Here is a 24,361-nt window from a genome sequence, read left to right on the forward strand (position 1 = left end):
ATCACTCCTTGAGGCCGGCCGAACGCCAAAGCATCCAGTCCACGACGAAGTTCACCGCGACGGTCAGCAACGCGATCGCCCCGGCGGGAATCAGTGGTGTGATCTCGCCGAACGAGATCAGGGTCGCGTTCTCCCGCACCATCGATCCCCAGTCGGCCGTCGGCGGCTGGATACCCAGCCCGAGGAAGGAGAGGCCGGCGATCAGCAGGAACACGAAGCAGAACTCCAGCCCGAACTCCGCGATCAGCGGCGCCGTGGAGTTCGGCAGGATCTCCTTGCGGATCAGGTAAAGGTCGCCTTCGCCGCGCAGCCGCGCCGCCTCGATGTAGTCCATCACCACGATGTTGCCGGCCACCGCCCGAGTCAGGCGGAAGACGCGCGGCGAGTAGATGATCGCCACGATGATCACCAGCACGATCAGGTTGGTGCCGAAGATCGAGAGCAGCAGCAGCGCGAAGATCAGCGACGGGATCGACATGATCACGTCGGCGATCCGGCCCATGACCTGGTCCAGGTTGCCGCCCTTGGTCGCCGCCAGCAGCCCCGCGAAGGCGCCCATGAAGAACGCCAGCAACGTCGCGCACAGCGCCAGGCCGACGGTGTTGCGGGCGCCGTAGATGATGCGGCTGAACATGTCGCGGCCGAGCTGGTCGGCGCCCAGCAGCATGGTGTCGTCGGGCGGTGCGAAGGCGGACGAGATGACCTCCGCCTCGCCGTGCGGGGCGATGACCGGCGCGAAGATCCCCATCACCGCATAGGTGAAGATCACGAACATGCCGAAGGCGGCGGTCAGAGGTGCGGTCTTCAGCGCCTTCGCGGTCTCCCGTCCGGAGATGTTCACCAGGAACTCCCGGAAGGCGTAGGCGGTCCCCGCCGACAGCGCCAGCGCGCCGGCGCACAGCGTGATCGTCCAGAGCGCGCTCTCGCCGCCGACGATGCCGACCACGAACGACACCAGGGTCAGCGAGAACAGCAGCATGAAGATGGACCGGCGCCCGTAGAACGCCGCGAGACAGGAGGCACCGATCAGGAGGGCGTAGTAGCCGATGACGAAGTAGTTCATGTCCACGCCCTCACTTCGGGTGCCGGAGGCGCGGGTTGGTCAGGATCGCCCCGATGTCCGCCGCGAGGTTGAGCAGGATGAAGGTCGCCGCGAAGATCAGGCAGACCGCCTGGACCACCGGGAAGTCGCGCTTGCTGACCGCGTCGACCAGCAGCTGGCCGATGCCGGGGTAGACGAAGACCACCTCGACCAGCACCACGCCGGTGATCAGATAAGCCAGGTTGAGCGCGACGACGTTGATGATCGGCGCCCAGGCGTTCGGCAGGGCGTGGCGCACGATGACCTTCCAGGCCGGCGCCCCCTTGAGGCGCGCCATCTCGATATAGGGCGAGGCGAGCAGGTTGATGATCGCCGCCCGGGTCATCCGCATCATGTGCGCCGTGACCACCAGCACCATGGTCAGTGCCGGCAGGAACGTCCGGTGCAGCAGCTCCGGCAGGCTCATGTCCTTGGAGAGGCTGGCGATCGCCGGGAACAGCGGCGCCTTCACCGCCAGGTACAGGATCAGGATGTAGCCGAGGAAGAACTCCGGGGACGAGATCGACGTCAGGGTCAGCACGTTGGCGACCCGGTCGAACACCGTGTTGCGCAGCAGCGCGACCAGGACGCCGAGCACGATCGCCAGCGGCACCGCGATCACGGCGGCGTAGGTGGCGAGGAACAGCGTGCTGACGAGACGCGGGCCGATCTTCTCGGCCACCCGCTCGTCGGAGGTCAGGGAGACCCCGAAATCGCCGGTGACGGCGCCGCTCAGCCAGCTCAGGTAGCGGACCGGTGCCGGCTGGTCGAGGCCAAGCTTCTCCCGCATGGCCGCCACGTTTTCGGGGGTGGCGCTCTGTCCGAGCACGGCCTCGGCGACGTCTCCGGGCAGCATTTCGACGGCGCTGAAGATGAGGACCGAGATTACCAGTAGGGTCACGACGCCCAGGGCCAGGCGCTTGAGGATAATCGCTAAGACGTCGCCCACGGCTTACCTCCGCTTGCTCCGCCTCGTGGGCGGCGTTCTTTTCGGATGTCGCAAGTCCGCGGCGCCGGATGGGCTTCCGGTGCCGGGAAACGGGCGACCGCGCCGCCCCGGCGGGCGACGCGGTCGTCGTCAGGTCAGGCGAACCACCAGCGGCTGGGCGCCCGGGCGCCGTCGCACGCCCAGCTGGCGGCGAGATCCGGGCCGTGCATGACGTTCTTGCCGCGCGCGAACACGAAGTTGTTGAAGAACGGAATGACCGTTCCGCCGTCGTCGCGCATCAGCAGGCACATCTCATGGTACATCTCGGCCCGCTTCGCGTCGTCGAGCTCGGACTTGGCCTGCAGCAGCAGCTCGTTGAACCGCGGGTTGCGCCAGCGGCTCTCGTTCCACGCCGCGTCGTCCTTGTAGGCCAGCGTGAACATCACGTCCGGCGTCGGGCGGGAACCCCAGGAGACGGCCGTGAACGGCTCCTTCAGCCAGACGTCCGAGTAGTACCCGTCGTTCGGCTCGCGCACGACCTTCAGGTTGATCCCGGCCGCCTTGGCCTGCTCGGCGTAGAGCACGCACATGTCGACCGCGCCGGAGAACACGCTGTCGGCGGTGTGGATGCTCACCGACAGGCCCTCGGCCCCGGCCTTCTTCAGCAGCGACTTCGCCTGGTCGGGATCGTACTCGCGCTGCGGGATGTCGGCCGGGAAGTACGGCTGCACCGGCGCGAGGTGGAAGTCGTTGCCCATGGTGGCGGCGCCGAACGCGATCTTGTCGATGATCTCCTGGCGGTTGATCGACAGCTTCAGCGCGTTGCGGACGTTGACGTCGTCGAACGGCGCCGTGTCGCAGAACATCGGCATGGTGATCGCCGCGCCCGAGGGAACGTTGTCGACCTTGATGTTCGGCGAGCGCTGCAGCAGCGCGAGGGTCTTGAGCTCGACCAGCGAGACGCAGTCGACGTCGCCGGTCACCAGGGCCGTCTGGCGCGCGTTCGGGTCGTTCAGGATGATCATCTCGACCTTGTCGAAATACGCGCCCTCGCCGTGCCAGCCGTCGTGCCGGCTGAGCGACCAGCTCACCCCGAACTCGCCCTCGTCGATCTTGTAGGGGCCGCAGCCGTCGCCGGACTCCCAGTTGATCGTGCCGTCGGCGTTGGCCGGGCAGATCGCCAGGTGGTAGTCGGTCATCAGCCACGGCAGGTCGGCGTTGCCCCGTGCCAGCTTGAAGGTCACCGCGTGATCGCCGTCGGCGACGACGTCGGTGACGTCGGTCAGCAGCGACTTGGCGGCCGACGTCGTCTTGTCGCCGCGGTGATGGTTCATCGACGCGACCACGTCCTTGGCGGTCACCTTCTTGCCGCTGTGGAAGCTCGCGTTCTTGTTCAGCGCGAAGGTCCACTCGGCGGCGTCCGGGGTCGCCGTCCACTCGGTCGCGAGGTCCGGGCCGAGCGAGTTGTCCGGGTTAATCATCGTCAGATAGCTGCGGTACTGGTGCGCCAGGAAGATCATCTGACGTGTGACGTAGGTGCCCGGATCGTGCGTGTCCGACGTGTTGCCGTCGTGGATGCCCCACCGGAACGTGCCGCCCCGCTTGGGAGCCGCGTATGCCTTGTCGACCCACAGCCCGCTCGCCGTCGAGGCGGCCAGCCCCGCCGCGACCGAGTATTTGATGAATTCACGCCGCGGGAGTTTGCCTTTTCTGGCGGCGTCTTCGATGTTCCTCATCAGGTCTTCGTTGAACTTGCCAGTCATGGTGTCTCCTTTGGATAATAGTGGAATCAGGCCTTATAGCGCCTGATCTGATCCCAATGATTTTCCCGGGTTGGATTACTATAGGACTTTATGGTTATATTGGCTTAGAAAATTTTTCTGGAATTCAATGTTCTCGGTGATCTTCGAGGGCATGCTGGCGGAGTGTGGCCGATTCCAGGGCGGGCCTGCCCGCCGTCGCTGCATGGCTCCCCCGCGCCAATTGCACGTATCGTTGCCTAAGCAATCAGGCATCATGATGCGGCAGGTTGCGGCGGCGGGCCGCGGCCACTCCCCCCGGACTTCCCCATGGCCGCGACCGCCGCCGACGCCTCCCCCTCCGCCGGTTATGGCCGCGGCATCGCCATGCAGGTCCTGGCGGTCGCGCTGTTCGCCTCCATGGGCATGGTCATCAAGCTGCTGGACGGCCGCTACCCGACCTCGCAGATCATCCTGTTCCGCTGCGCGCCGGCGCTGATCCCGCTGATCCTGTACCTGCCGATGCAGGGCGGCTGGTCGGCGCTGAAGACCCGGCGGCCCGGCTGGCACCTGGTGCGGACGGTCGCCGGCATCGGCTCGATGTATGTCGGGTTCTACGCGATCGCCCGCATGGCGTTCGCCGACTACGTGGCGATCTCGTTCACCGCGCCGCTGTTCGGCACTCTGCTGTCGATCCCGTTCCTCGGCGAGCGGGTCGGCGTGTGGCGGCTGGGGGCGGTCGGGCTCGGCTTCGCCGGGGCCCTGCTGACGGTCGGGCCGGTCGCCGGCAACCTGGATCCGATGGCGCTGTTCGCGGTCGGCTCGGCATTCGGCTACGGCGTGGCGATGATCGCCATGCGCAAGCTCGGCTCGACCGACAAGTCGTCGGCCACGGTGTTCTACTTCACGGTCGCCGGGGCGCTGTCGAGCCTGGTGCTGTTGCCGGCCCAGTGGGTCACGCCGACCCTGGAGGACCTGTCGCTGCTGCTCGCGATCGGCCTGGTGGGCGGGGTCGCGCAGATCTTCATGACCGAGGCGTTCCGCCTGGCGCCGCCGTCGGTCGTGGCGCCGTTCGACTATACCGCGATGCTGTGGGCGCTGGCGTTCGGCTGGTTCGTGTTCGGCACCTTCCCGGGGCCGGGCGTGCTGATGGGGGCGTCGCTGATCTGCGCCTCCGGCCTGTTCATCATCCACCGCGAGACGGTGCGCGGCGTGAAGCGGGCCAAGTTGAAGAGCACGAGCCTTTAGCGGGCCGGCTTCCGGGTTACCATCGGGACCGAACAGGGAGGTCCCGATGCAACTCGTCGATCTGTCGCGCCCGCTGGAGAACACCGACTACGCCGACCCGCCGGGGCTGGCCCCGAAGATCGAGTACCTCGCCCACAAGGAGACCGCCGAAGGCATGCTGCGGTTCTTTCCCGGCGTCACGCCGGACCAGCTGCCGGGCGGCGAGGGCTGGGCGATCGAGCGGGTCACGCTGACCACCCACAACGGCACCCATCTCGACGCGCCCTATCACTTCCACTCGACCATGGACGGCGGGCAGCGGGCGATCACCATCGACGAGGTGCCGCTGGAGTGGTGCTGGAGCCGCGGCGTGAAGCTCGACTTCCGGCACTTCGGCGACGGCTACGTCGCGACCGCCGCGGACGTCGAGGCCGAGCTGGCGCGCATCGGCCACGAGCTGAAGCCGCTCGACATCGTGCTGGTCAACACCGCGGCCGGCGCGCGCTACGGCGAGACCGACTACGTGACCACCGGTTGCGGCATGGGGCGCGAGGCGACGCTGTACCTCACCGAGCGGGGGGTGAAGGTGACCGGCACCGACGCCTGGAGCTGGGACGCGCCGTTCGTCCATACCGCGCAGAAGGTCGCCGAGACCGGCGACGCGTCGCTGATCTGGGAGGGCCACCGCGCCGGCATGGTGCGCGGCTACTGTCACATGGAGAAGCTGGCCAATCTGGAGGTCCTGCCGTCGACCGGTTTCGAGGTGATCTGCTTCCCGGTCAAGGTCAGAGCCGCCAGCGCCGGCTGGTGCCGGCCGGTCGCCGTCCTGCGCGACTGATCCGCCGTCCGCAACCCTTTGGGGTTGTCCGCTGGGGTGACTCCTCGTTTTCGGCGAGTCATGATCTCTCCGGCAAGCGGGAGGGATCGGCAATGTCGCTGGAATTGAGGACTCTGTGCAGGGCCGGCGCCATGCTGGTGCTGCTGGCGGTGACGGCCTGCGCCGGCGCCGGCAACGAGCAGATCGCGCAGGTCGCGCAGTCCGGGGAGGTGTTCGCGACCCAGGCTCCGCGAGTCTACGACGTGGTCTTCGCGTCGGCGGTAAACCGCGATTCCGCGGACCTGGAGCAGCTCCGCAAGCGTGCCGTGGGCCGGCCGGAGGCGGTGCAGGCGGCGGTCAGGACGGCTTTCGTGAACAACACCAAGTTGTTGTCGGAGCGCCTCGCCCACTTCAACACCATGAAGTCGCACGCTCGGCTGCTGGACAGCTACTTCACCAAGCTGAACGTCCTGGCGTCCGGTGGCGATTCGGCCGCCGCGGGTCAGGCCGCCAGCAATGCCGCCAACGAGCTCGAGAAGCTCGCTCCCGGCATCAAGGACATCAGTATCGGCGGCAGATCGCTGAACGGCCTTGTCGGCCCGCTTGTCAGTCTGGCGGTGTCGACCTTCGCCAATTCCCGGCTGCAGGAGCACCTGAAGACGTCGGCGCCGAAGGTCCAGGAGGCGATCGCCCTGCAGCGCTCGATGTTCGCGCTGCTGCTCGACCAGGAGCGGGCGCGCGCCAAGGCGGCGGCCGACGCGGCGGTGAAGGTCGCGTTCGACGCCTTCGACAAACCGCTGCCCGAGACCTGGGCGGCGGAAAGGCTGAAGACCTTTGCGCCGGCGCCGATCGCCAATGCCCTGTCCGCGGCCCTGGATGCGGCCGACGAGCTGCAGAGCAACTACGAAGCGCTGGTGACCGGCGGTGACGGTTCGCTGAACCGGCTGCAGAACGCCCTCGCGCTGGTCGGCGCGGTGGTCACCGTCTTCGAGTCCAACACGCAGCAGTGAGCGGGGCGACGGACATGGACGAGCAACAGAAGCTGAACGACGCCAAGGCGCAGATGCTCGCTACCAAGGCGACGCTCGACGACCCGACCTACATTGCCGGCCTGACCCAGGACCAGCAGGACGACGCGATCGTCAAGTCGGCGTCGCTGTCGACCGCGATCGAGAAGATCGAGAACACCCAGATCGCCGCGATCGCCGACAAGGTGGCGGCCAACAGCGCGGAGCTTCAGAAGGCGACCGCCGATCTGGCCGCCGCCAACGCGCAGATCCAGAACGTCACCGCCCTGCTCAAGGCCGCCGGCAGCCTGCTGTCCGTCGTCGGCCGGATCGTCGCCCTGTAGGCACGGGTCAGGCGTCCGCCGCCTCGGCGACCAGCCAGTCGCGGAAGGCCCGGACCGCCGTGCGGGTCCGGTTGCGCTCGAGGCACACCAGGTAGTTCGCCTCCAGGGCCGGGATATCGACCTCCGAGGCCCGCAGCAGCCGGCCGCTCGCCAGGTCGTCGCGGACCAGCGCGCTGCGCCCCAGCATGATGCCCTGGCCGCCCAGCACGGCCTGCATGGCGACCGCGGTGTCGTCGTATTCGGCCGCCGCCGGGCTCTCCTCCACCGGCAGGCCGGCGGCCGCGCGCCAGCGCCGCCAGTTGTCGTCGTCGTTGTGGTGCGAGTGGATGGCATGGCCCAGCAGGTCGAGCGGCAGGCGGCCCGGATGCCGGTCGAGGAACGAGGGTGCGTACACCGGGGTCAGGGTCTCGCGCAGGAAGCACTCGGCGTGCACCCCAGGCCAGTCGCCGCGGCCGTAGCGGATCGCGACGTCGACGTCCTCGCGGGTCAGGTCGACGACCCGGCGGGTGGTGAAGAACCGCACGTCGATCTCGGGGTGGCGGTCCAGGAACCGGGGCAGCCGGTGGATCAGCCAGTGGGCGGCGAACGACGGCAGCACGCTGATCGTCAGGGTCGACGGCCCGGCCCCGCGGCGCACCCGGCGCACCCCGTCGGCCAGCGCGTCGAAGGCCTGCGCCACCACCGGGGCCAGCACGGCGCCGGCCTCGGTCGGGACCAGGCCGCGGGCGGTGCGCTCGAACACCGGCGTCCCGAGCCAAGCCTCCAGCGCCGCGATCTGCTTGCTGACGGCGCCGTGGGTGACGTGCAGGGCCTCGGCGGCACGGCTGAGGTTGCCGTGCCGGGCGGCGGCGTTGAAGGCCCGGAGGGTGTTCAGCGGCGGCAGCGGGGTCATGGCGTCACCCTGTGAGACATTTTCACAGAGGTCGGAGAAACGATCGCTTTTTCAAGGGCAGTATCGCGGGTAGATGTCGCCGGCTTTCAACCTCCGGAGAGGCCGTCATGGACCGCTACCGACTGCTGATCGGCAACCGCAATCATTCCTCCTGGTCGCTGCGCGGCTGGCTGGCGATGCGCCTGTCCGGGCTGCCGTTCGAGGTCGAAGTGGTGCCGCTGTTCCGCGACGACACCGCCGCCCGGATGGCGGCGTTCTCCGACGCCCCGGCGCGCGTCCCGGTCCTGCGGCGCGACGGCCCAGGAGGCGACCTCGTGGTCTGGGACAGCCTGGCGATCCTCGAGCACGCGGCCGAGCGGGCGCCGGAGGCCGGGCTGTGGCCGACCGACCCGGATCTCCGGGCCGAGGCGCGGGCGGTGGTGGCGGAGATGCATTCCGGGTTCACGGCGCTGCGCACCCACATGCCGATGGCGATCCGCGAGCGCATCGATGGCCGCCAGGGACGGCCCGGCGTCCAGGCGGACATCGACCGGGTGTTCGCGTTGTGGCGTCGCTGCCTCGCCCGCCATGGCGGGCCGTTCCTGTTCGGCGACTGGTCGGCGGCCGACATCTTCTTCGCGCCGGTGGCGGCCCGTTTCCGCAGCTACCTTGTCCTTGTTCCGGAGGACCTGGCCCCCTACACCGAGGCCGTGGTGGCCCACCCGCATGTCCGCGAGTGGGAAGCCGAGGCGGTGCGCGAACCCTGGGTGGTGGAGATCGAGTGATGGATACCCCGATGACCGACAGTCACGCCCGGCTGGTGGCGCATCTCGACGCGGCCGGTGCCGCCTACCGGATCGTCGAGCACGAGGCCGAGGGTCGCTCCGAGGAGATCAGCGTGATCCGCGGGAACCACCCCTCCCAGGCCCTGAAGGCGATGGTGGTGGCGCTCAAGGGAGGCGCCGCCGACTTCGGCCTGGCGGTGCTGCCGGGCGACCGGCGGGTCGACTTCGAGGCGTTGGCCCGGGCGTTCGGCGCCAGGAAGGTGCGGTTCGCCGCCCCCGAGGACGCTCAGCGCCTGACCGGCTGCGTCATGGGCTCGGTGCCGCCGTTCAGCTTCGACCCGGCGATGCCGCTGGTCGCCGACCCGGCGATCCAGGGCAACCAGGAGGTCTGCTTCAACGCCGCCCGTCTCGACCGCTCGATCTTCATGCCGCTGGCCGACTACCTGAAGGCCGCCGCGCCGCGGCTGACGGCGTTCGCGGCCTGACGGCCATGGGTCCCGGTTCGTCGCGGAGCGGCGGCACCCCTCGTTTCCTCATCCCGGGCGAGCGTAGCGAGACCCGGGACCCACGGCCGTCAGCCGCCGTCACTACCGAGTAGTGCCGCCACCCGGCTTCGCAACTCCGGAATCAGTTCTTCGCGCAGCCACGGGTTCTTGCGCTCGATGTTCATCGACCGCCAGGACGGGTGCGGCAGCGGCATGAAGCGCGGGCCGTACTCGCGCCACGCCGCCACGGTCTCGGTCAGGGTCCGCTTGCGGGCCTTCCCGAGGTAGCGCGCCTGGGCGTACATGCCGGCCAGCACGATCAGCTCGACGTTCGCCAGGTGCTCGAGCACCGGGTCGTGCCATGTGGCGGCGCATTCCGGGCGCGGCGGCGCGTCGCCGCCGTTCGGCAGCACCCCCGGATAGCAGAACCCCATCGGCACGATGGCGACGCGTGCGGCGTCGTAGAAGGTCTCGCGGTCGACCCCCATCCACTCGCGCAGCCGGTCGCCGGAGCGGTCGTTCCACGGGATACCGGTCTCGTGCACCCTGGTACCCGGCGCCTGGCCGACGATGAGGATGCGGGCGGTCGGCCGCACCACCAGCACCGGGCGGGGCCCGAGCGGCAGGTGTTCGTCGCACAGCCGGCAGGCCCGGATGCGGGTCAGCAGCTCGTCCAGGCTCACTGTTCGCTCCATTGCCGGGCCTTCGCCGCACCCCCGTCGCTGCGTGGGTCCCGGAGCCGGCCGCTCGTGCGGCCCCTCCGGGATGACGACGGGAATGGCATCGGTCACTTTCCTTCTCCGTCATCCCGGAGAAGGCGCGCGAGCGCCTGGCTCCGGGACCCACCCACCGCTCCGGGACCCAAGGGTTGTGCCGGAGCGGTCATTCCCCGCGCGGGAAGCGCTGGTTCTCCTCAAGGACGTTCAGGTCCATGTGGTTACGCATATAGCGCTCGGAAGCCCGTTGCAGCGGCTGGTAGTCCCAGGGGTAGTACGAGCCGTTGCGCAGCGCCTCGTAGACCACCTGGCGGCGGGCCTGGCTCTGCCGGACCTCGGCGTCGAACCGGGCGGTATCCCAGCGTTCGCGAACCCGGGCGGCGAACGCCGCGGCGGTGTCCGCATGGGCGGGATCGGCGGCCAGGTCGATGAGCTCGCGCGGATCGGCGTCGAGGTCGAACAGCTGCGGCGGATCCAGGTCGCAGTGGTTGTACTTCCAGCGGCCCTCGCGGATCGACACCATCGGCGCGTAGGAGCCCTCGGCGGCGTACTCCATCAGCACCGGCGCGCCGCGCTCGCCGCCCCCGGCCACCGGCGCCAGGTCGTGGCCGTCGGTCCAGGGCAGCACCTCGCCGAGGTCGATGCCGGCGAGCCCGGCCAGGGTCGGCACCACGTCGAGGGTCGAGACCGGGGCGTCGATCCGGCCCGCGGGCAGGCCGGGCGCGGCGACCATCAGCGGTACCCGGGACGAGCCCTCGAAGAAGCTCATCTTGAACCACAGCCCGCGCTCGCCGAGCATGTCGCCGTGGTCGGACAGGAACACCACGACCGTGTTCTCGCGCATCCGGCAGCGCTCGAGCACGTCGAGCAGGGCCCCGATCTTCTCGTCCAGGTAGGAGATGTTGGCGTAGTAGGCGCGCCGCGACCGGCGCACGTCCTCGGGCGTGATGTCGAACGTCTTGTAGTCGCTGGCCAGGTACAGGCGCTGCGAGTGCGGGTCCTGGTCCTCGTAGGCGATCACCGGGACCGTCGGCTCCAGCTCGGGACAGTCGGCATACAGGTCCCAGAACCGCCGGCGCGCCACATAGGGATCGTGCGGGTGGGTGAAGCTGACGGTCAGGCACCAGGGCCGCGGGTCCTGGCCGCGCGCCAGGTCGTACAGCTTGCGCTCGGCGTGGTAGGCGACCTCGTCGTCGTACTCCATCTGGTTGCTGATCTCGGCGGTGCCGGCGCCGGTGACCGAGCCGAGGTTGTGATACCACCAGTCGATCCGCTCGCCGGGCTTTCGGTAGTCCGGGGTCCAGCCGAAATCGGCCGGGTAGATGTCGGTGGTCAGCCGCTCCTCGAAGCCGTGCAACTGGTCCGGGCCGACGAAGTGCATCTTGCCGGACAGGCAGGTCCGGTAGCCGGCGCGCCTGAGGTGGTGGGCGTAGGTCGGGATGTCGGACGCGAACTCGGCGGCGTTGTCGTAGACCCGGGTGCGCGACGGCAGCTGCCCGCTCATGAACGACGCCCGGCCCGGCGCGCACAGCGGGCTCGCGGTGTAGGCGTTGGCGAACCGGGTCGAGCGCTCCGCCAGCGCCCGCAGATGCGGCGCGTGCAGGAAGCCGGCCGGGCCATCCGGGAACAGCGTGCCGTTCAGCTGGTCGACCATCAGGATCAGGATGTTGGGGCGGGGCATGGCGGGTTCTCCGTCGTGACTGCGGGCAGCTTGGATCCGGTGCATGGAGAAGCTGTCCCAAGGGCGACGGCCGCCGGTTCCCGACCGGCTGCTTGACATCGCCGCCCCCTCGTTGTTCCCTCGTCGCACCGCGCCGATTTGAGCCTCCAGCTTGCGGGCGCGTTACAAATGCAGCTAAAGCGGCGGTCGGGTCGGAACCCGCCGCGAGCTCGTGGCGGGTTTTTTGTTGCCCGCTCGGCTTGCGGGCTCCGGCCTTTCCGCGCGGCGGCCGTGTTTGGTCCCCTGAACCGCTAAAACGGAGCGACCGATGTCCACCCAGTCGAAGAACCCCGAGACCCTCGCCCTGCACGCCGGCTACCGGGCCGATCCCGCCACCGGCGCCGTGGCGGTGCCGATCTACCAGACCACGTCGTACCAGTTCCGTGACACCGAGCACGCCGCGAACCTGTTTGCGCTGAAGGAACTGGGCAACATCTACACCCGCATCATGAACCCGACCTGCGACGTGCTGGAGCAGCGCATCGCGGCGATCGAGGGCGGCGTCGGTGCGCTCGCCGTCGCGTCGGGGCAGGCCGCCAGCGCCTTCGCGATCCAGAACCTGGCGAAGGCCGGCGACAACGTCGTCAGCTCCACCGACCTGTACGGCGGGACCTGGAACCTGTTCGCCAACACCCTGAAGGATCAGGGCATCGAGGTCCGGTTCGTCGACCCGGCCGATCCGGAGAACTTCGCCCGCGCCACCGACAAGCGGACCCGCGCCTACTACGCCGAAACCCTGCCGAACCCGAAGCTGCAGGTGTTCCCGATCCGGGAGGTGGCCGATCTCGGCCGCGGCTTCGGCATCCCGCTGATCGTCGACAACACCGCCGCCCCGCTGCTGTGCCGGCCGTTCGACCACGGTGCCGCGGTGATCGTGTACTCGACCACCAAGTACATCGGCGGCCACGGCACCTCGATCGGCGGGCTGATCGTCGACGGCGGCAACTTCCCGTGGGAGGACTTCAAGGAGCGGCAGCCGGCCCTGAACACCCCGGACCCGAGCTATCACGGGGCGGTGTGGACCGAGGCGGTCAAGCCGCTCGGCCCGGTCGCCTACATCATCAAGGCACGCACCACCCTGCTGCGCGACCTCGGCTCGGCGCAGAGCCCGTTCAACGCCTTCCAGACCATCCAGGGGCTGGAGACGCTGGCGCTGCGGATCAAGGCGCATTCCGAGAACGCGGCCAAGGTCGCCGACTTCCTGCAGGGCCACCCGTCGGTCGAGCGGGTGATCTACCCGGGCCTCCAGGACGGCGAGGCGAGGCGGCGCGCCGACGCTTACCTGAAGGGCGGCTACGGCGGGCTGGTCGGCTTCGAGATCAAGGGGGGCAAGGACGCCGGTCGCGGCTTCATCGACCGGCTGAAGCTGTTCTACCACGTCGCCAACATCGGCGACGCGCGGTCGCTGGCCATCCACCCGGCCTCGACCACGCACAGCCAGCTGTCGCCGGAGGACCAGCTCGCCACCGGCGTGTCGGACGGCTACGTCCGATTGTCGGTCGGGATCGAGAACATCGAGGACATCTTGGCCGACCTCGGCCAGGCGCTCGATGCCGGTACCGCCAGGGCGGCGGCGGAGTAGGGTTGTCGAACGAGAGACGTCGACCGGCGGGGCGCGTGCGGCAGCCGCCGGTCGACGACGATCAGGCGGCCGCCGGTGGCGCGTCCGCGGCGTCCCACCGGTTCTCGCCGCTCAGGAAGTAGCGGCCGCCGAGCTGGTGGCGCAGCCGCAGCGGATGGCGCTCGCTCAAGGCCGGAAACACGCCGGTTTCTTGGGCGAGGGCATGATCCTCGATGATCCGGGCGACCTTGCGGGCCGCCTTGGCGACCCTACCGGCGGTCGGCCCGCCCTCCGCCGCCATGACCAGATCGAATGACGCGCTCAGTTCGTCGGGCGCCGCCCGGACGCCGAGTTCCCCGAGCACCTCGCGCTCCATCCGGTCGTGATGGACGAGGGCTCGCCGGAACCGATGCAGGCGATCGGGCCATTCTGACCGGTCCGTCGCGGCGGTGACGGCCAGTGTCTGGGCCGATTCCAGCAGGCGGGAGTGCTGGGTCTCGAAAAGCAGGAGCACGCACGGCATCACAGGTCCCCCTCATAGGCGAGCGTCCACCTGGATTGCGGGGCCCGGCATTGTGGCTGGGGCGGCACCGCGATACTCGGAGCGCCGCTACCCAAATTAGACGAGTATATGGTGCTTCTCGACCCTGGGGGGTACCGCGCTACATTGTCGCGGCGGCCACAAACTCCACTCCGGCGGTCGCCATCTCCTTCATCGCCGCTTCGAGCGAGCCGTTCAGGTCGATCGCCCGGCAGCCGTCGGTGACCACGGTAGTGGTGAAGCCGAGCCGGCGGGCGTCGAGGGCCGAGTAGGCGACGCAGAAATCGGTCGCCAGCCCGACCAGCACCACGCTCTCGAAGCCGCGGTCGCGCAGGTAGCCGGCAAGGCCGGTCGGGGTCGTGCGGTCGTTCTCGAAGAAGGCCGAGTAGGAGTCGATCGCCGCCCGGAAGCCCTTGCGGACGATCAGCTCGGCGCCGTCCAGCGCTAGGTCGCGGTGGAAGGCGGCGCCGCCGGTGCCCTGCACGCAGTGGTCCGGCCACAGCACCTGGGTGCCGTACGGCATCTCGACCGTCTCGAACGGCGCCTTGCCGGGATGCGAGCTGGCGAACGACGAGTGGCCGGCCGGGTGCCAGTCCTGGGTGAGGATGCGGTGGGCGAAGCGCTCCGACAGCCGATTGACCACCGGCACCACCGCGTCACCGTCCGGCACCGCCAGCGCACCGCCCGGGCAGAAATCGTTCTGCACGTCGACGACGATCAGCATGTCGGTCTCTCGGGCGGCCATGGGGGATCTCCTGCGATTGCCGTTGTGGCGCCGGGCGCGCGGGTCTATCGTTTTCATTAACCACGACATTTCAACCGCGGAAGCGGAATCTTCGGAGGAAACCCCACCGGCCGGCGGGCGCAACAGGGGAAGGCGGGACTCATGACGAAGCTGACACGTCGCGACGTACTGAAGGCGGGAACCGCGGTGGCCGCGGTCGCCGCAGGGCTGCCGATGCCGGCTGTGCGGGCCGCCGAGCCGATCAGGATCGGCGCGGTGCTGCCGTTCTCCGGCGGGCTCGAACTGTTCGGCAACCAGGCCAAGCTCGGCCTCGACCTGGCGCTGGCCGAGATCAACGGCGCCGGCGGCATCCTCGGCCGGCCGGTCGAGCTGCTGTACGAGGACAACAAGACCGATCCGAAGACCTCGGTCGAGCGCGCGACCTCGCTGATCCGGCGCGACCAGGTGCTGGCGATCACCGGGCCGATCACCTCGAACGCCCGCGACGCCATGATGCCGACCATGAGCCGGTCGAAGGTGCCGCTGCTGTACGCCACCAACTACGAGGGCGGCGGCTGCGACCGCTACCTGTTCGCCTTCAACACCGTGCCGAACCAGGAGCTGGAGAAGCTGCTGCCGGTGATGAAGCAGAAGGCCGGCACCAGCTTCTACATGTTCGGCGCCGACTACGTCTGGCCGCAGAAGATGTTCGCCACCGCCAAGACCCTGGTCGAGGGCATGGGCGGTACCGTCGCCGGCACCGAGTTCACGCCGTGGGGCGTCAAGGACTTCGCGCCGGTGATCCGCCGGATCAAGGAGTCCGGCGCCAAGGTGCTGGTGTTCGCGCTGCCGGGTGCCGACGGCATCACCTTCATCAAGCAGGCCGAGGACCTCGGCCTGATGAAGGATGTCACGGTGGCGTTCCTCGGCTTCGCCGAGACCTATCTCGGCGCCTTCGGCCCCGGTAAAGGCCAGAACATGTGGGTGACCGTGCCGTTCGCCGCCAGTCTCGACAATCCGGCGGTGCACGACTTCGTGCAGCGCGCCACCGCGGCCGCCGGCGGGCCGGTGCCGGTGTCGCACTACGCCTACACCCACCACACCGCGCTGAAGGCGGTGAAGGACGCGCTGGAGAAGGTCGGCAAGGTCGACCGCGAGGCGCTGGTCGACGGCCTTGAGGGCCTCTCCTTCGGAACCTCGGTCGGCCCGATCAGCATCGGCGCCAAGGACCACCACGTCAGCATGCCGATGTTCCTGGCCAAGACCGAGGGCGAGGGGCTGGTCGTGGTCGACCAGCTCGGCGTGATCGCGCCGAACGCGGGGTGCTCCTGAGCGACCGGGCAATCCCGGCGGCCGATCATCCGGGGAGCGGGTTTCTCGAGGTCGCCGGGCTGGTCCGGGCATTCGGCGGGGTCCGGGCGGTCGACGGCGTCGACCTGATGCTGGGCGCCGGCGAGCTGCTGTCGATCATCGGGCCGAACGGCTGCGGCAAGACCACCCTGTTCAACCTGCTGACCGGCCAGCTCGCCCCGACCGCCGGCCGGATCCGGTTCGAGGGAAGGGATCTCGCCGGCCTGCCGCCGCACCGGGTCGCCGAGGCCGGGATCGTGCGCAAGTTCCAGGTGCCGTCGGTGTTCCCGGCGCTGAGCGTCGCGGAGAACCTGCGGACCGCACTGGCCGCCCCGGCGGCCCGCCGCGGGGCTCGTCGGCTCGACCCCGATGCTCTGCTGCGGCTGGTCGACCTGGAGGCGAATGCCGAAACCGCGGCCGGCGAGCTGGCGCACGGTGCCAAGCAGTGGCTGGAGCTGGCGATGGTGGTGGCGGCCGGGCCGCGCCTGCTGCTGCTCGACGAGCCGACCGCCGGCATGACCCGGGCGGAGAGCGAGTCGACGGTCCGGCTGATCCGGCGGCTGCGCGACCAGACCGGGACGGCGGCGATCGTGATCGAGCACGACATGGCGGTGGTCGAAACCCTGTCGGCACCGGTGGCGGTGATGATCGCCGGGCGGATCGTGGCCCATGGCGACTACGCCGCAGTGCGGGCCGACCCGGCGGTGCGGGCGGCGTATTTCGGCAAGGCAGGAGCCGTCGCTCATGGCTGACGGAACGCTGCTGGAGATCGCCGGGCTGACCGCCGGCTACGGCGGCGGCATGGTGCTGCACGGCCTCGACCTGACCGTCGGCCCGGGTGAGCCGGTGGCGCTGATGGGCCGCAACGGCGTCGGCAAGACCACCCTGCTGAAGACGGTCATGGGGCTGCTGCGCCCGCGCGGCGGCACGATCCGGCTCGACGGCGCGCGGATCGACGGGCTGCCGCCGTTTCGGATCGCGCGCGCCGGCATCGCCTATGTGCCGCAGGGCCGCGAGGTGTTCGCCGACCTGACGGTGGAGGAGAACCTGATCCTCGGCGACTTGGCGGCGGCCGATGCCGGGCGCGGCTACGAGTTGTTTCCGGCTCTGGCGGAGCGCCGGCGCGAGCCGGCCGGACGGCTGTCCGGCGGGCAGCAGCAGCAGCTCGCCATCGCCCGGGCCCTGATGGCCCGGCCCCGCCTGCTGCTGCTCGACGAGCCATCCGAGGGGGTGCAGCCCTCGGTGGTGATTGAGATGGCCGACGCCCTGGCCGCGGTGGCGGCGGCCGAAGGCATGGCGGTGGTGCTGGTCGAGCAGAACGTCGACCTGGCCCTGCGGCTCGCCGGGCGCGTCGTGTTCATGGACCGGGGCCGCGTAGTGGCGGAGGAGGGCGGCGACGCCCTGCGGGCCGATCCGTCCCGGCTGGACGCCCACCTGGTGCTGTAGCGGAGGCGGCTGCGATGCATCTGGCGACCCTGCTCCTCGACGGCGCCAACGCGGTGCTGATCCTGATGCTGGTGGCGCTCGGCCTGGCGATCGTGTTCGGGCTGATGAACGTCATCAACCTGGCCCATGGCGAGTTCCTGATGCTCGGCGCCTACGTGGTGCTGGCGGCCGGCCAGGCCGGGCTACCGTTCTGGGTCGGCCTGGCGCTGGCGCCGCCGGCGGTCGCCCTGGTCGGGCTGGTGGCCGAGGAGGTGCTGGTTCGGCACACCTACACCCGCCTGCTCGACACCATCCTGGCGACCTGGGGGCTGTCGCTGGTGCTGCGGCAGGCGGCGGTGCTGCTGTACGGTCCCGGCTCGCACTCGGTGGTGCCGCCGGATCTCGGCGCGGTGACGATCGCCGGCAGCCCGTACCCGGTGTACCGGCTGGTGGTGATGGCGATCAGCCTGACGGCCATCGCCGCCACCTTCGCGCTGTTCTTCCGGACCCGCTTCGGCCTGGCCGCCCGGGCGGTGATCGCCAACCGGGCGATGGCCTCGTGCCTCGGCATCGACACGCGGCGGCTCGACCGCTGGACCTTCGCGGTCGGGGCCGGGCTGGCCGGGCTGGCCGGCGCGGCGATGGCGCCGCTGATAGCGGTCGACCCGCAGGCCGGCCTCGGCTGGCTGGTGCCGGCGTTCCTGGCGATCCTGGTCGGCGGCCTCGGCTCGATCGCCGGGCCGCTGGTCGGGGCGGCCGGGATCGGCGGACTCGACAGCCTGACCGCCGCGGTGGCGTCGCCGGTGTGGGCGCAGCTCGCGGTGTTCGTGGCGGCCATCCTGGTGATCCGGCTGCGCCCGACCGGGCTGATCGCCCGGCGGCGGCGGGAGTCCTGACGGCATGCGGTCGTGGCGCACCGTCGACCTGGTCGGGTTGCTCGCCCTGGCGGTCCTGCTGGCGCTGCCGGCGGTCGCGCCGTCCTGGCTGGTCGGCGACTTGGCGATGTATCTGAGCTACGCGCTGCTGGCGGTCGCCCTGGCCTTCGCCTGGGGGCATTGCGGGCTGCTCAGCCTGGGGCACGGCGTGTTCTTCGGGATCGGCGCCTACGCCATGGGGACCCTGACCCTCGGCATGCTGCCCGGGCTGGAGGCGGTGCGCTCGACCTGGCTCGGCCTGGTGTTCGCGGTGATCGCCTCGGGGGCGACCGCCTGGACCATCGGCTGGTTCACCTTCGCCGGCCGCGGCCTGCACGGCGCGTTCTTCGGGATCGTCACCCTGGCGCTAGCGGTGGTGTTCGAACGGCTGGCGATCAACTGGGACTGGCTCGGCGGGCTGAACGGGCTGATGAACGTGCCGCCGATCACCCTCGGGCCGAACGGCGACGGCGCCGAGCTGTGGGAGCCGGTACCGCTGTTCTACGTCATGCTCGGGGTGCTGGCGGCGACGGTCGCCGGGCTCACCGCCTACCAGCGCTCGGACCGCGGGCTGGCGCTGGCGGCGCTGCGCGAGAACGAGCTCAGGGCCCGCGCGCTCGGCTACGACACCGGTGCCCTGAAGCGCCGGGCCTTCGCCCTGTCGGGCGCGGTCGCCGGGCTGGCCGGCGCGCTGTTCGTGGTGCAGTTCGGCTTCGCCTCGCCGGCGCTGATCGGCTTCTCGCTGTCGGCCGAGGCGCTGATCTGGGTGGCGCTCGGCGGCCGCGGCGAGCTGGTCTCGGCGGCCGTCGGCGTGATCGCGCTGCGGCTGCTGGACAGCCAGTTCTCCAGCAGCCTGGAGGCGTGGTGGCCGCTGGTGGTCGGGCTGATCTTCATGGCCGTCGTGGTGCTGCTGCCGCGCGGGATCGTCGGCGAGGCGGTGTACCGGATCGCCCGCCAGCGCGGCCGCTAGAATTCAGCCGCGGCCTTCCTTACGGTCGGCGAAGAAGCCGTTGAGCTCGCGGCTCGCGGCGGCGTTCTTGAAGGCCGCGAAGCTGCCTTCGTCGGCAATGCCGCGGGCGGCCCGCAGGAACTCGCCATAGGCGGCACGGGCGAGCGAGCCGCCGACGCTGATCCGCCGGGCGCCCAGCGCGGCCAGCTCCGCGACCGGCCGGCCGAGGGTCAGCACGTTCACCGGCTTCGGCGCCACCGCCTGCACCACGGTGCCGATCTGGGCGTCGTCGCCGATCCCGGGGGCGTACAGGCAGTCGGCGCCGGCCTCGGCGAACGCCTTGAGCCGGCGCACCGTTTCGTCCAGGTCCGGTCGACCGGCGATGAAGCCCTCCGAGCGGGCGGTCAGCAGCACGCCGCTGCCGGTCCGGTCGATCGCCGCACGGGCGGCGGCGACGCGGGCGACCGCCAGGTCGAAGTCGTACAGCGGGGCGTCCGGGTTGCCGGTGGAATCCTCGACCGACACGCCGGCGATGCCGGTGTCGGCGGCGGCCGCGATGTTGGTCGCCACCCCGTCGGGATCGTCGGCGAAGGCGTTCTCGTAGTCGGCGTTGACCGGCAGGTCGGTGGCCTCGACGATCGCCTGAAGGTGAGCCAGCACGTCGTCGCGGGTCACCCCGTTGTCGGGCCGGCCCATCGCCCAGGCCATGCCGGCGCTGGTCGAGGCCAGCGCCTTGAAGCCGAGCCGCTGCAGCATGATCGCCGAGCCGACGTCCCACGGGTTCGGAATGACGAAGCAGCCGCTGTCGTGCAGGCGGCGGAAGGCGGCGCGCTTCTCGGCGACGGTTGCGGGCATGGCGGATCCTCCACGGCACGGGTTGGTTGGCGCGCACAATGCGGAGAGTGACCGGCCGGCCGTAGAGCCACTATTTGAAGGGGGCATGGGGCCAGCCGGAGTCGCCCGTCGCGCCATGGGTCCCGGCTCTCCGCGGCTTCGCCGCTCCGGCCGCGATGAGGCCGATCTGTTTCCCTCATCCCGGAGCGGGCCGCCGCAAGGCGGAGTGCATCCGGGACCTACCGGCCGAGGTCGGCTCGAGCTTCCCTTACGGAATCCGCTCGACCCGCAGCACGTTGGTCGAGCCCGGCGTGCCCATCGGGACGCCGGCGGTGATCACCACCTTGTCGCCGCTGCTGCCGTACTCCTCGCGCTTGGCGATCTCGGTGGCGCGCTGGACGACGGCGGAGAACCGCTGCTCCTCCGGCATGTGGACCGCGTGCACGCCCCAGGCCATGGCGAGGCGCCGGGCGGTCGCCAAGCTCGAGGTGATGCATAGGATCGGCACCTTCGGCCGCTCGCGCGAGGCCCGGATCGTGGTCGAGCCCGAGGTCGTGTAGGTGATGATGCAGCGCGCCCTGATCGACTCGGCGACCTCGCGCGCGGCCAGGGTGATGGCGTCCGACACGGTGCCCTCGGGCGCCGGGTGCTCGGCATGGGCATGGGCGAGGTAGTAGGAGTCGCTCTCCACGTTGGTGATGATCTTGTTCATCATCGCCACCGCCTCGACCGGGTACTGGCCCGACGCGGTCTCGGCCGACAGCATCACGGCGTCGGCGGAATCGTAGACCGCGGTCGCCACGTCCGACGCCTCGGCCCGGGTCGGGGCCGGGGCGGCGACCATGGAGTCCAGCATCTGGGTGGCGACGATCACCGGCTTGCCCATCGCCCGGCAGGTCCGGACGATCCGCTTCTGCAGCGGCGGCACCCGTTCCGGCGGCAGCTCGACCCCGAGGTCGCCGCGGGCGACCATCACGGCGTCGGCGATCTCGACGATCGGTTCGAGCTGGTCGATGGCGGCCGGCTTCTCCAGCTTCACCAGCACGGCCGCCCGGCCGGCGATCAGGCGGCGCGCCTCGGCGACGTCCTCGGGGCGCTGCACGAAGCTGAGCGCGATCCAGTCGGCCCCCATGTCGAGCGCGAACCGCAGGTCGGTACGGTCCTTGTCGGTCAGCGCCGACAGCGGCAGCACCGCATTCGGGACGTTGACGCCCTTGCGGTCGGACAGCGGCCCGCCGGTGATCACCTCGGTGTCGGCGAAGTCCTTGCCGCACTTGACGACCCGCAGCCGCACCTTGCCGTCGTCGAGCAGCAGGTCGGTGCCGGGTTCGAGCGCCGCGAAGATCTCCGGGTGCGGCAGGGTCGCCCGCTCGGCCGTGCCGGGGGCCTGCTTCAGCTCCAGCCGGAACCGCCCCCCGGCGGCCAGCTTGATCGGGCCGTCCGGAAAGGTTCCGACCCGCAGCTTCGGGCCCTGCAGGTCGGCCATGACCGAGATCGGCCGACCGGCCTCCGCCTCCAGCCGGCGCACGATGTCGAAGCGCGCCTGGTGGTCGGCATGCGAGCCGTGGCTGAAGTTGAACCGGAATACGTCCACCCCGGCCTCGAACAGGGCGCGGATGCTCGCCTCGGTGGAACTGGCCGGGCCGAGGGTGGCAACGATCTTGGTGCAGCGGTATCGCCTCATAACGCTGATACTAAACGGTAAACGGCGGCGAGGTAAGCGACGATCTGATGACGACCTCGCGAACCGGCGGTCCGGCCTTGCGCTGCTCGACTCAGGGGATAGTCTGCTAGGCAACGAAAATCGGGAGGATATCGTGAGCAGTTCGTCTCCGGCGGGTGCCGGCATGAGCCGCACCATGGTCTGGCTGGCCTATCTGGCGGCGTTCGCGGGGGTCTGCGGCCATGCGTCCAGCGAGTTCGTCGTGAAGCTGACCGGGCTGGCCGGGGCGGAGGTGTCGGTCTGGCGCTTCACCCTCGGCGGGCTGGCCCTGCTGCTGGTGGCGCTGTCGCGCAGCGCCACGCGGGACCTGATCACGCCCCTGCGGCAGGACCCGGTGCCGGTGATCGGGCTGTCGATCTTCGGCATGGCGTTCGCGCAGTTCCTGTTCCACTGGGCGCTCGACTACGCCTCGGTGGTGCAGGTCGCGACGCTGGTGACCACCATGCCGATCTTCGTGGTGTTCGTGGTCCGTCTGGTCGAGGGCACGCCGGTGACCGCGCCGAAGATCGTGTCCGGGATCGGGGCCTTCCTCGGCTGCCTGCTGCTGCTGACCGACGGTGTGATCCACAAGGTCGACGGCGACGTGAACTCGCTGCCCGGGGTCCTCCTGGCGCTCGGCTGCGCCTTCATCGGCGCGTTCTACCTGGTGCTGGTGCGGCCCTACATCAAAACCTACGGCGCGATCCGGATGACCACCTACACCTTCGCGCTCGGGGCGCCGTTCCTGTGGATCGTGTGCGGCCTGGCCTGGGGCATCTGGGTGAACCCGCTGACCCTGTTCGACCGCCCGCCCGGCCAGGCCGGCGCCCTCATCACGCTCGGCGTCTGGAACACCTGCATCGGCTTCATCCTGTGGCTGTGGGGGCTCGGCCACGTGCCGGACCCGGCGCGCGGCAACTACCTGTTCTTCCTGAAGCCGGTGATCGCCGCGCTGCTGGCGTTCTTCATCCTCGGCAGCCACATCACGGTGACGCAGATCCTGGCGATCGTGGCGGTCACCGGGTTCGTGCTCGGCGAGATCTTCTTCGACGAGATCCGGAGCGCACTCGGCCGCAGGCGCGCGGCGCAGGATTCATAGCCCCGCTGCATTCGTAGCCCCCGCTGACGGCCCGCAGAAGCGGTGCCGGAGGACCGGCGGGCCGCGTTGCGGGTGACGACCAGACGGGGTTGCGTCGGCGAGCGCTGCACTTGACCTGCGGTTGTCGACTGCCGCAACGTCGGCTTTGTGACGGGGCCGTGCGGGATCGCAGATGGAGTACAGTTTCGCCGTCCGTCGGCAGCCGGCCCACGTCGAGGTCGCGTTCACCGGGCTGCTGGTGTCGGACGCCATCGTGGCGATCCTGGATCGCATAGCGTGGCCCCGCCTCCGGTCGACCATGCGCGGCCTGCTGTGGGACCTGCGCGCCGCCGACCTCAGCGCCTACAGCATCGACGACATGGCGCGGCTGCGGGCCTACGACGACGAAGAGGCCGAGCGGGTGCCGACCGGCCCGCCGGACGGCCGGAGGTTCCGGATCGCCGCCGTCTTCGCCGGCGGGTCCGACCAGTTGATTTTGCGGCTCTGGGAGTCGTCCGGCGGGGTGGCCGGGGACCTGGAACGCCGGAGCTTCGACGACATCGACGACGCCAGGCGCTGGGTGGCCGAGCCTTAGGCGCGCCGCCGTTCGGCCAACCAGATGCCGCCCAACACGAACACCAGCGCCAGGGCGTGGAACAGCTCGAAGCGCTCGCCCAGTACCACCACGCCGAGCCCGGCGGCGAAGATCGGCACCAGGTTGACGAACAGCCCGGCGCGTCCCGGCCCGACCAGGTCGACCGCCCGCAGGAAGCAGATCTGCGCCACGAAGGACGGGAAGATCACCACGTAGGCGAGCACGCCCCAGCCGACGGCGCTCGGCCACACCAGCGTGCCGGACGCCGCCTCGATCAGCGGCAGCGGCAGCGAGGTGATCAGGGCGGCGACCGCCAGCACCGAGAACATCGCCAGCCCCGAGACCGCCGGCCGGCGCCGCAGGGCAACGGTGTAGCCGGCGTACAGCGCGCAGGCGAGAATCATCAGCAGGTCGCCGTCGGCGAACGCCAGCGCAGTGAGCTTGCTGAGGTCGCCGCGCGACGCCACAAGGGCCACCCCGACCATGGTGGTGGCGACGCCGGCTACCTGCACCGCCCGTACCGGCGTGCGGTAGACGATGTAGGCGCCGATCATCACGAACACCGGAATCGCGCCCTGGATGATGCCGATGTTGATCGCGACGGTGGACTGGGCGGCCAGGTAGAACAGCGCGTTGAAGCCGGTGAAGCCGAGCGCCCCGAGGGCGGCGAGGAACCACACGCGCGGTCGCATGGCCGGCCAGTCCTCGACGACCTTCCGGCGCGCGAACAGCAGGATCAGGACGGCCACGCCGACCCAGCGCATGGTCGTGAGCAGCATCGGCGAGATCTCGCCGACCGCCAGCCGCCCGGCCACGGCGTTGCCGCCCCAGCTGAGGGTGGTGAGGATCAGCAGGACATAGGCGTTGCCGAGCAGGCCGCCGGCAGCGGCTCGCGAAGTCCAGGTGCTCACGATACCTCCCCGGCCGGCCGCGTCGGCCGGCAAGCGGTGGGTTGCGCCGATTGACCG

25 protein-coding genes and 1 riboswitch are annotated in these 24,361 nt (G+C 70.1%); of the genes, 14 read left to right on the plus strand and 11 right to left on the minus strand.

Annotated features, from left to right (window positions below; genetic code table 11):
- Position 1: 1 nt before the first annotated feature.
- From IE246_RS25965 to IE246_RS25975, 3 genes are all read right to left on the minus strand, one after another.
- Positions 2–1,063, minus strand: coding sequence for an ABC transporter permease (locus tag IE246_RS25965; protein ID WP_189995271.1), 1,062 nt, complete (start codon positions 1,061–1,063; stop codon positions 2–4).
- Between the two features lie 10 nt (positions 1,064–1,073).
- Entirely contained in the window at positions 1,074–2,030 is a 957-nt protein-coding gene (locus tag IE246_RS25970; protein ID WP_189995273.1) for an ABC transporter permease, read from the minus strand.
- Positions 2,031–2,164: 134 nt separating this feature from the next.
- A complete protein-coding gene (locus IE246_RS25975) occupies positions 2,165–3,772 on the minus strand; it encodes an ABC transporter substrate-binding protein (RefSeq protein ID WP_189995275.1) in 1,608 nt (535 codons plus the stop codon).
- Positions 3,773–4,078: 306 nt separating this feature from the next.
- On the opposite strand from IE246_RS25975, the gene IE246_RS25980 reads away from it, so the two are divergent.
- From IE246_RS25980 to IE246_RS25995, 4 genes are all read left to right on the plus strand, one after another.
- Positions 4,079–4,996, plus strand: a complete 918-nt coding sequence (locus tag IE246_RS25980) for a DMT family transporter (RefSeq protein ID WP_189995277.1) — start codon at positions 4,079–4,081, stop codon at positions 4,994–4,996.
- A 46-nt stretch (positions 4,997–5,042) separates the two neighbouring features.
- Complete coding sequence (locus tag IE246_RS25985) at positions 5,043–5,813, plus strand: cyclase family protein (RefSeq protein ID WP_189995278.1); 771 nt, start codon at positions 5,043–5,045, stop codon at positions 5,811–5,813.
- Between the two features lie 92 nt (positions 5,814–5,905).
- A complete protein-coding gene (locus tag IE246_RS25990) occupies positions 5,906–6,802 on the plus strand; it encodes a hypothetical protein (protein ID WP_189995279.1) in 897 nt (298 codons plus the stop codon).
- A 14-nt stretch (positions 6,803–6,816) separates the two neighbouring features.
- On the plus strand, positions 6,817–7,143 hold the full coding sequence (locus IE246_RS25995; RefSeq protein WP_189995280.1) for a hypothetical protein: 327 nt from the start codon (positions 6,817–6,819) through the stop codon (positions 7,141–7,143).
- Between the two features lie 7 nt (positions 7,144–7,150).
- On the opposite strand, the gene gcvA is transcribed toward IE246_RS25995, so the two are convergent.
- Positions 7,151–8,035: a transcriptional regulator GcvA gene (gcvA, locus tag IE246_RS26000; protein ID WP_189995281.1), complete on the minus strand. Its 885-nt coding sequence runs from the start codon at positions 8,033–8,035 to the stop codon at positions 7,151–7,153.
- Between the two features lie 107 nt (positions 8,036–8,142).
- Here gcvA and IE246_RS26005 point away from each other — a divergent pair, with 107 nt between their 5' ends.
- Together IE246_RS26005 and IE246_RS26010 are read left to right on the plus strand one after the other, a co-directional pair.
- Entirely contained in the window at positions 8,143–8,799 is a 657-nt protein-coding gene (locus tag IE246_RS26005; protein ID WP_189995282.1) for a glutathione S-transferase family protein, read from the plus strand.
- A gap of 11 nt (positions 8,800–8,810) precedes the next feature.
- Complete coding sequence (locus IE246_RS26010; RefSeq protein WP_189995283.1) at positions 8,811–9,284, plus strand: YbaK/EbsC family protein; 474 nt, start codon at positions 8,811–8,813, stop codon at positions 9,282–9,284.
- An 89-nt stretch (positions 9,285–9,373) separates the two neighbouring features.
- Here the strand turns inward: IE246_RS26010 and IE246_RS26015 are convergent, their stop codons facing one another.
- Both IE246_RS26015 and betC read right to left on the minus strand, forming a co-directional pair.
- Positions 9,374–9,979 carry a uracil-DNA glycosylase family protein gene (locus IE246_RS26015; RefSeq protein WP_189995284.1) on the minus strand — a complete coding sequence of 202 codons (606 nt, stop codon included), beginning with the start codon at positions 9,977–9,979 and terminating at the stop codon, positions 9,374–9,376.
- A 187-nt stretch (positions 9,980–10,166) separates the two neighbouring features.
- Positions 10,167–11,681, minus strand: a complete 1,515-nt coding sequence (betC, locus tag IE246_RS26020) for a choline-sulfatase (protein ID WP_189995286.1) — start codon at positions 11,679–11,681, stop codon at positions 10,167–10,169.
- A 120-nt stretch (positions 11,682–11,801) separates the two neighbouring features.
- Positions 11,802–11,880, plus strand: a riboswitch (SAM riboswitch).
- 108 nt (positions 11,881–11,988) lie between these two features.
- Here betC and IE246_RS26025 point away from each other — a divergent pair.
- Complete coding sequence (locus IE246_RS26025; RefSeq protein ID WP_189995287.1) at positions 11,989–13,302, plus strand: O-acetylhomoserine aminocarboxypropyltransferase/cysteine synthase family protein; 1,314 nt, start codon at positions 11,989–11,991, stop codon at positions 13,300–13,302.
- Between the two features lie 61 nt (positions 13,303–13,363).
- On the opposite strand, the gene IE246_RS26030 is transcribed toward IE246_RS26025, so the two are convergent.
- Complete coding sequence (locus IE246_RS26030) at positions 13,364–13,795, minus strand: hypothetical protein (protein ID WP_189995289.1); 432 nt, start codon at positions 13,793–13,795, stop codon at positions 13,364–13,366.
- 148 nt (positions 13,796–13,943) lie between these two features.
- Entirely contained in the window at positions 13,944–14,567 is a 624-nt protein-coding gene (gene pncA, locus IE246_RS26035) for a bifunctional nicotinamidase/pyrazinamidase (RefSeq protein WP_189995292.1), read from the minus strand.
- A gap of 141 nt (positions 14,568–14,708) precedes the next feature.
- Here pncA and IE246_RS26040 point away from each other — a divergent pair, with 141 nt between their 5' ends.
- The 5 genes from IE246_RS26040 to IE246_RS26060 are packed head-to-tail and all read left to right on the plus strand — an operon-like array spanning position 14,709 to position 19,205.
- Complete coding sequence (locus IE246_RS26040; RefSeq protein WP_189995294.1) at positions 14,709–15,878, plus strand: substrate-binding protein; 1,170 nt, start codon at positions 14,709–14,711, stop codon at positions 15,876–15,878.
- Positions 15,869–16,648 carry an ABC transporter ATP-binding protein gene (locus tag IE246_RS26045; protein ID WP_229837514.1) on the plus strand — a complete coding sequence of 260 codons (780 nt, stop codon included), beginning with the start codon at positions 15,869–15,871 and terminating at the stop codon, positions 16,646–16,648. Before IE246_RS26040 ends, IE246_RS26045 begins: the two co-directional genes overlap by 10 nt.
- Positions 16,641–17,342, plus strand: coding sequence for an ABC transporter ATP-binding protein (locus IE246_RS26050; protein ID WP_189995296.1), 702 nt, complete (start codon positions 16,641–16,643; stop codon positions 17,340–17,342). Before IE246_RS26045 ends, IE246_RS26050 begins: the two co-directional genes overlap by 8 nt.
- 14 nt (positions 17,343–17,356) lie before the next feature.
- Entirely contained in the window at positions 17,357–18,217 is an 861-nt protein-coding gene (gene urtB, locus IE246_RS26055) for an urea ABC transporter permease subunit UrtB (RefSeq protein WP_189995298.1), read from the plus strand.
- Positions 18,218–18,221: 4 nt separating this feature from the next.
- Positions 18,222–19,205, plus strand: a complete 984-nt coding sequence (locus tag IE246_RS26060) for a branched-chain amino acid ABC transporter permease (protein WP_189995300.1) — start codon at positions 18,222–18,224, stop codon at positions 19,203–19,205.
- A 3-nt stretch (positions 19,206–19,208) separates the two neighbouring features.
- Here the strand turns inward: IE246_RS26060 and IE246_RS26065 are convergent, their stop codons facing one another.
- Positions 19,209–20,039, minus strand: coding sequence for an isocitrate lyase/PEP mutase family protein (locus IE246_RS26065; protein WP_189995302.1), 831 nt, complete (start codon positions 20,037–20,039; stop codon positions 19,209–19,211).
- A gap of 247 nt (positions 20,040–20,286) precedes the next feature.
- On the minus strand, positions 20,287–21,702 hold the full coding sequence (gene pyk, locus IE246_RS26070) for a pyruvate kinase (protein ID WP_189995303.1): 1,416 nt from the start codon (positions 21,700–21,702) through the stop codon (positions 20,287–20,289).
- Positions 21,703–21,835: 133 nt separating this feature from the next.
- On the opposite strand from pyk, the gene IE246_RS26075 reads away from it, so the two are divergent.
- Together IE246_RS26075 and IE246_RS26080 are read left to right on the plus strand one after the other, a co-directional pair.
- The gene (locus IE246_RS26075; protein ID WP_229837515.1) at positions 21,836–22,819 is read left to right on the plus strand and encodes a DMT family transporter; all 984 of its coding nucleotides are present in this window, start codon (positions 21,836–21,838) and stop codon (positions 22,817–22,819) included.
- A gap of 172 nt (positions 22,820–22,991) precedes the next feature.
- The gene (locus IE246_RS26080; protein WP_189995305.1) at positions 22,992–23,393 is read left to right on the plus strand and encodes a hypothetical protein; all 402 of its coding nucleotides are present in this window, start codon (positions 22,992–22,994) and stop codon (positions 23,391–23,393) included.
- Here IE246_RS26080 and IE246_RS26085 read toward each other — a convergent pair.
- Complete coding sequence (locus IE246_RS26085) at positions 23,390–24,304, minus strand: DMT family transporter (protein WP_229837516.1); 915 nt, start codon at positions 24,302–24,304, stop codon at positions 23,390–23,392. The two genes, IE246_RS26080 and IE246_RS26085, sit on opposite strands and share 4 nt — an antisense overlap.
- Positions 24,305–24,361 lie beyond the last annotated feature (57 nt).

Source organism: Thalassobaculum fulvum, from assembly GCF_014652915.1.
GTDB lineage: Bacteria > Pseudomonadota > Alphaproteobacteria > Thalassobaculales > Thalassobaculaceae > Thalassobaculum_A > Thalassobaculum_A fulvum.

Bases quoted from the DNA above. Each gene is read 5' to 3' on its own strand.
- IE246_RS25965 (WP_189995271.1), bottom strand. From the start codon at position 1,063: ATGAACTACTTCGTCATCGGCTACTACGCCCTCCTGATCGGTGCCTCC.
- IE246_RS25975 (WP_189995275.1), bottom strand. From the start codon at position 3,772: ATGACTGGCAAGTTCAACGAAGACCTGATGAGGAACATCGAAGACGCC.
- IE246_RS25980 (WP_189995277.1), top strand. From the start codon at position 4,079: ATGGCCGCGACCGCCGCCGACGCCTCCCCCTCCGCCGGTTATGGCCGC.
- IE246_RS25985 (WP_189995278.1), top strand. From the start codon at position 5,043: ATGCAACTCGTCGATCTGTCGCGCCCGCTGGAGAACACCGACTACGCC.
- IE246_RS25990 (WP_189995279.1), top strand. From the start codon at position 5,906: ATGTCGCTGGAATTGAGGACTCTGTGCAGGGCCGGCGCCATGCTGGTG.
- IE246_RS25995 (WP_189995280.1), top strand. From the start codon at position 6,817: ATGGACGAGCAACAGAAGCTGAACGACGCCAAGGCGCAGATGCTCGCT.
- gcvA (WP_189995281.1), bottom strand. From the start codon at position 8,035: ATGACCCCGCTGCCGCCGCTGAACACCCTCCGGGCCTTCAACGCCGCC.
- IE246_RS26005 (WP_189995282.1), top strand. From the start codon at position 8,143: ATGGACCGCTACCGACTGCTGATCGGCAACCGCAATCATTCCTCCTGG.
- IE246_RS26010 (WP_189995283.1), top strand. From the start codon at position 8,811: ATGACCGACAGTCACGCCCGGCTGGTGGCGCATCTCGACGCGGCCGGT.
- IE246_RS26015 (WP_189995284.1), bottom strand. From the start codon at position 9,979: ATGGAGCGAACAGTGAGCCTGGACGAGCTGCTGACCCGCATCCGGGCC.
- betC (WP_189995286.1), bottom strand. From the start codon at position 11,681: ATGCCCCGCCCCAACATCCTGATCCTGATGGTCGACCAGCTGAACGGC.
- IE246_RS26025 (WP_189995287.1), top strand. From the start codon at position 11,989: ATGTCCACCCAGTCGAAGAACCCCGAGACCCTCGCCCTGCACGCCGGC.
- pncA (WP_189995292.1), bottom strand. From the start codon at position 14,567: ATGGCCGCCCGAGAGACCGACATGCTGATCGTCGTCGACGTGCAGAAC.
- IE246_RS26040 (WP_189995294.1), top strand. From the start codon at position 14,709: ATGACGAAGCTGACACGTCGCGACGTACTGAAGGCGGGAACCGCGGTG.
- IE246_RS26050 (WP_189995296.1), top strand. From the start codon at position 16,641: ATGGCTGACGGAACGCTGCTGGAGATCGCCGGGCTGACCGCCGGCTAC.
- urtB (WP_189995298.1), top strand. From the start codon at position 17,357: ATGCATCTGGCGACCCTGCTCCTCGACGGCGCCAACGCGGTGCTGATC.
- IE246_RS26060 (WP_189995300.1), top strand. From the start codon at position 18,222: ATGCGGTCGTGGCGCACCGTCGACCTGGTCGGGTTGCTCGCCCTGGCG.
- IE246_RS26065 (WP_189995302.1), bottom strand. From the start codon at position 20,039: ATGCCCGCAACCGTCGCCGAGAAGCGCGCCGCCTTCCGCCGCCTGCAC.
- pyk (WP_189995303.1), bottom strand. From the start codon at position 21,702: ATGAGGCGATACCGCTGCACCAAGATCGTTGCCACCCTCGGCCCGGCC.
- IE246_RS26080 (WP_189995305.1), top strand. From the start codon at position 22,992: ATGGAGTACAGTTTCGCCGTCCGTCGGCAGCCGGCCCACGTCGAGGTC.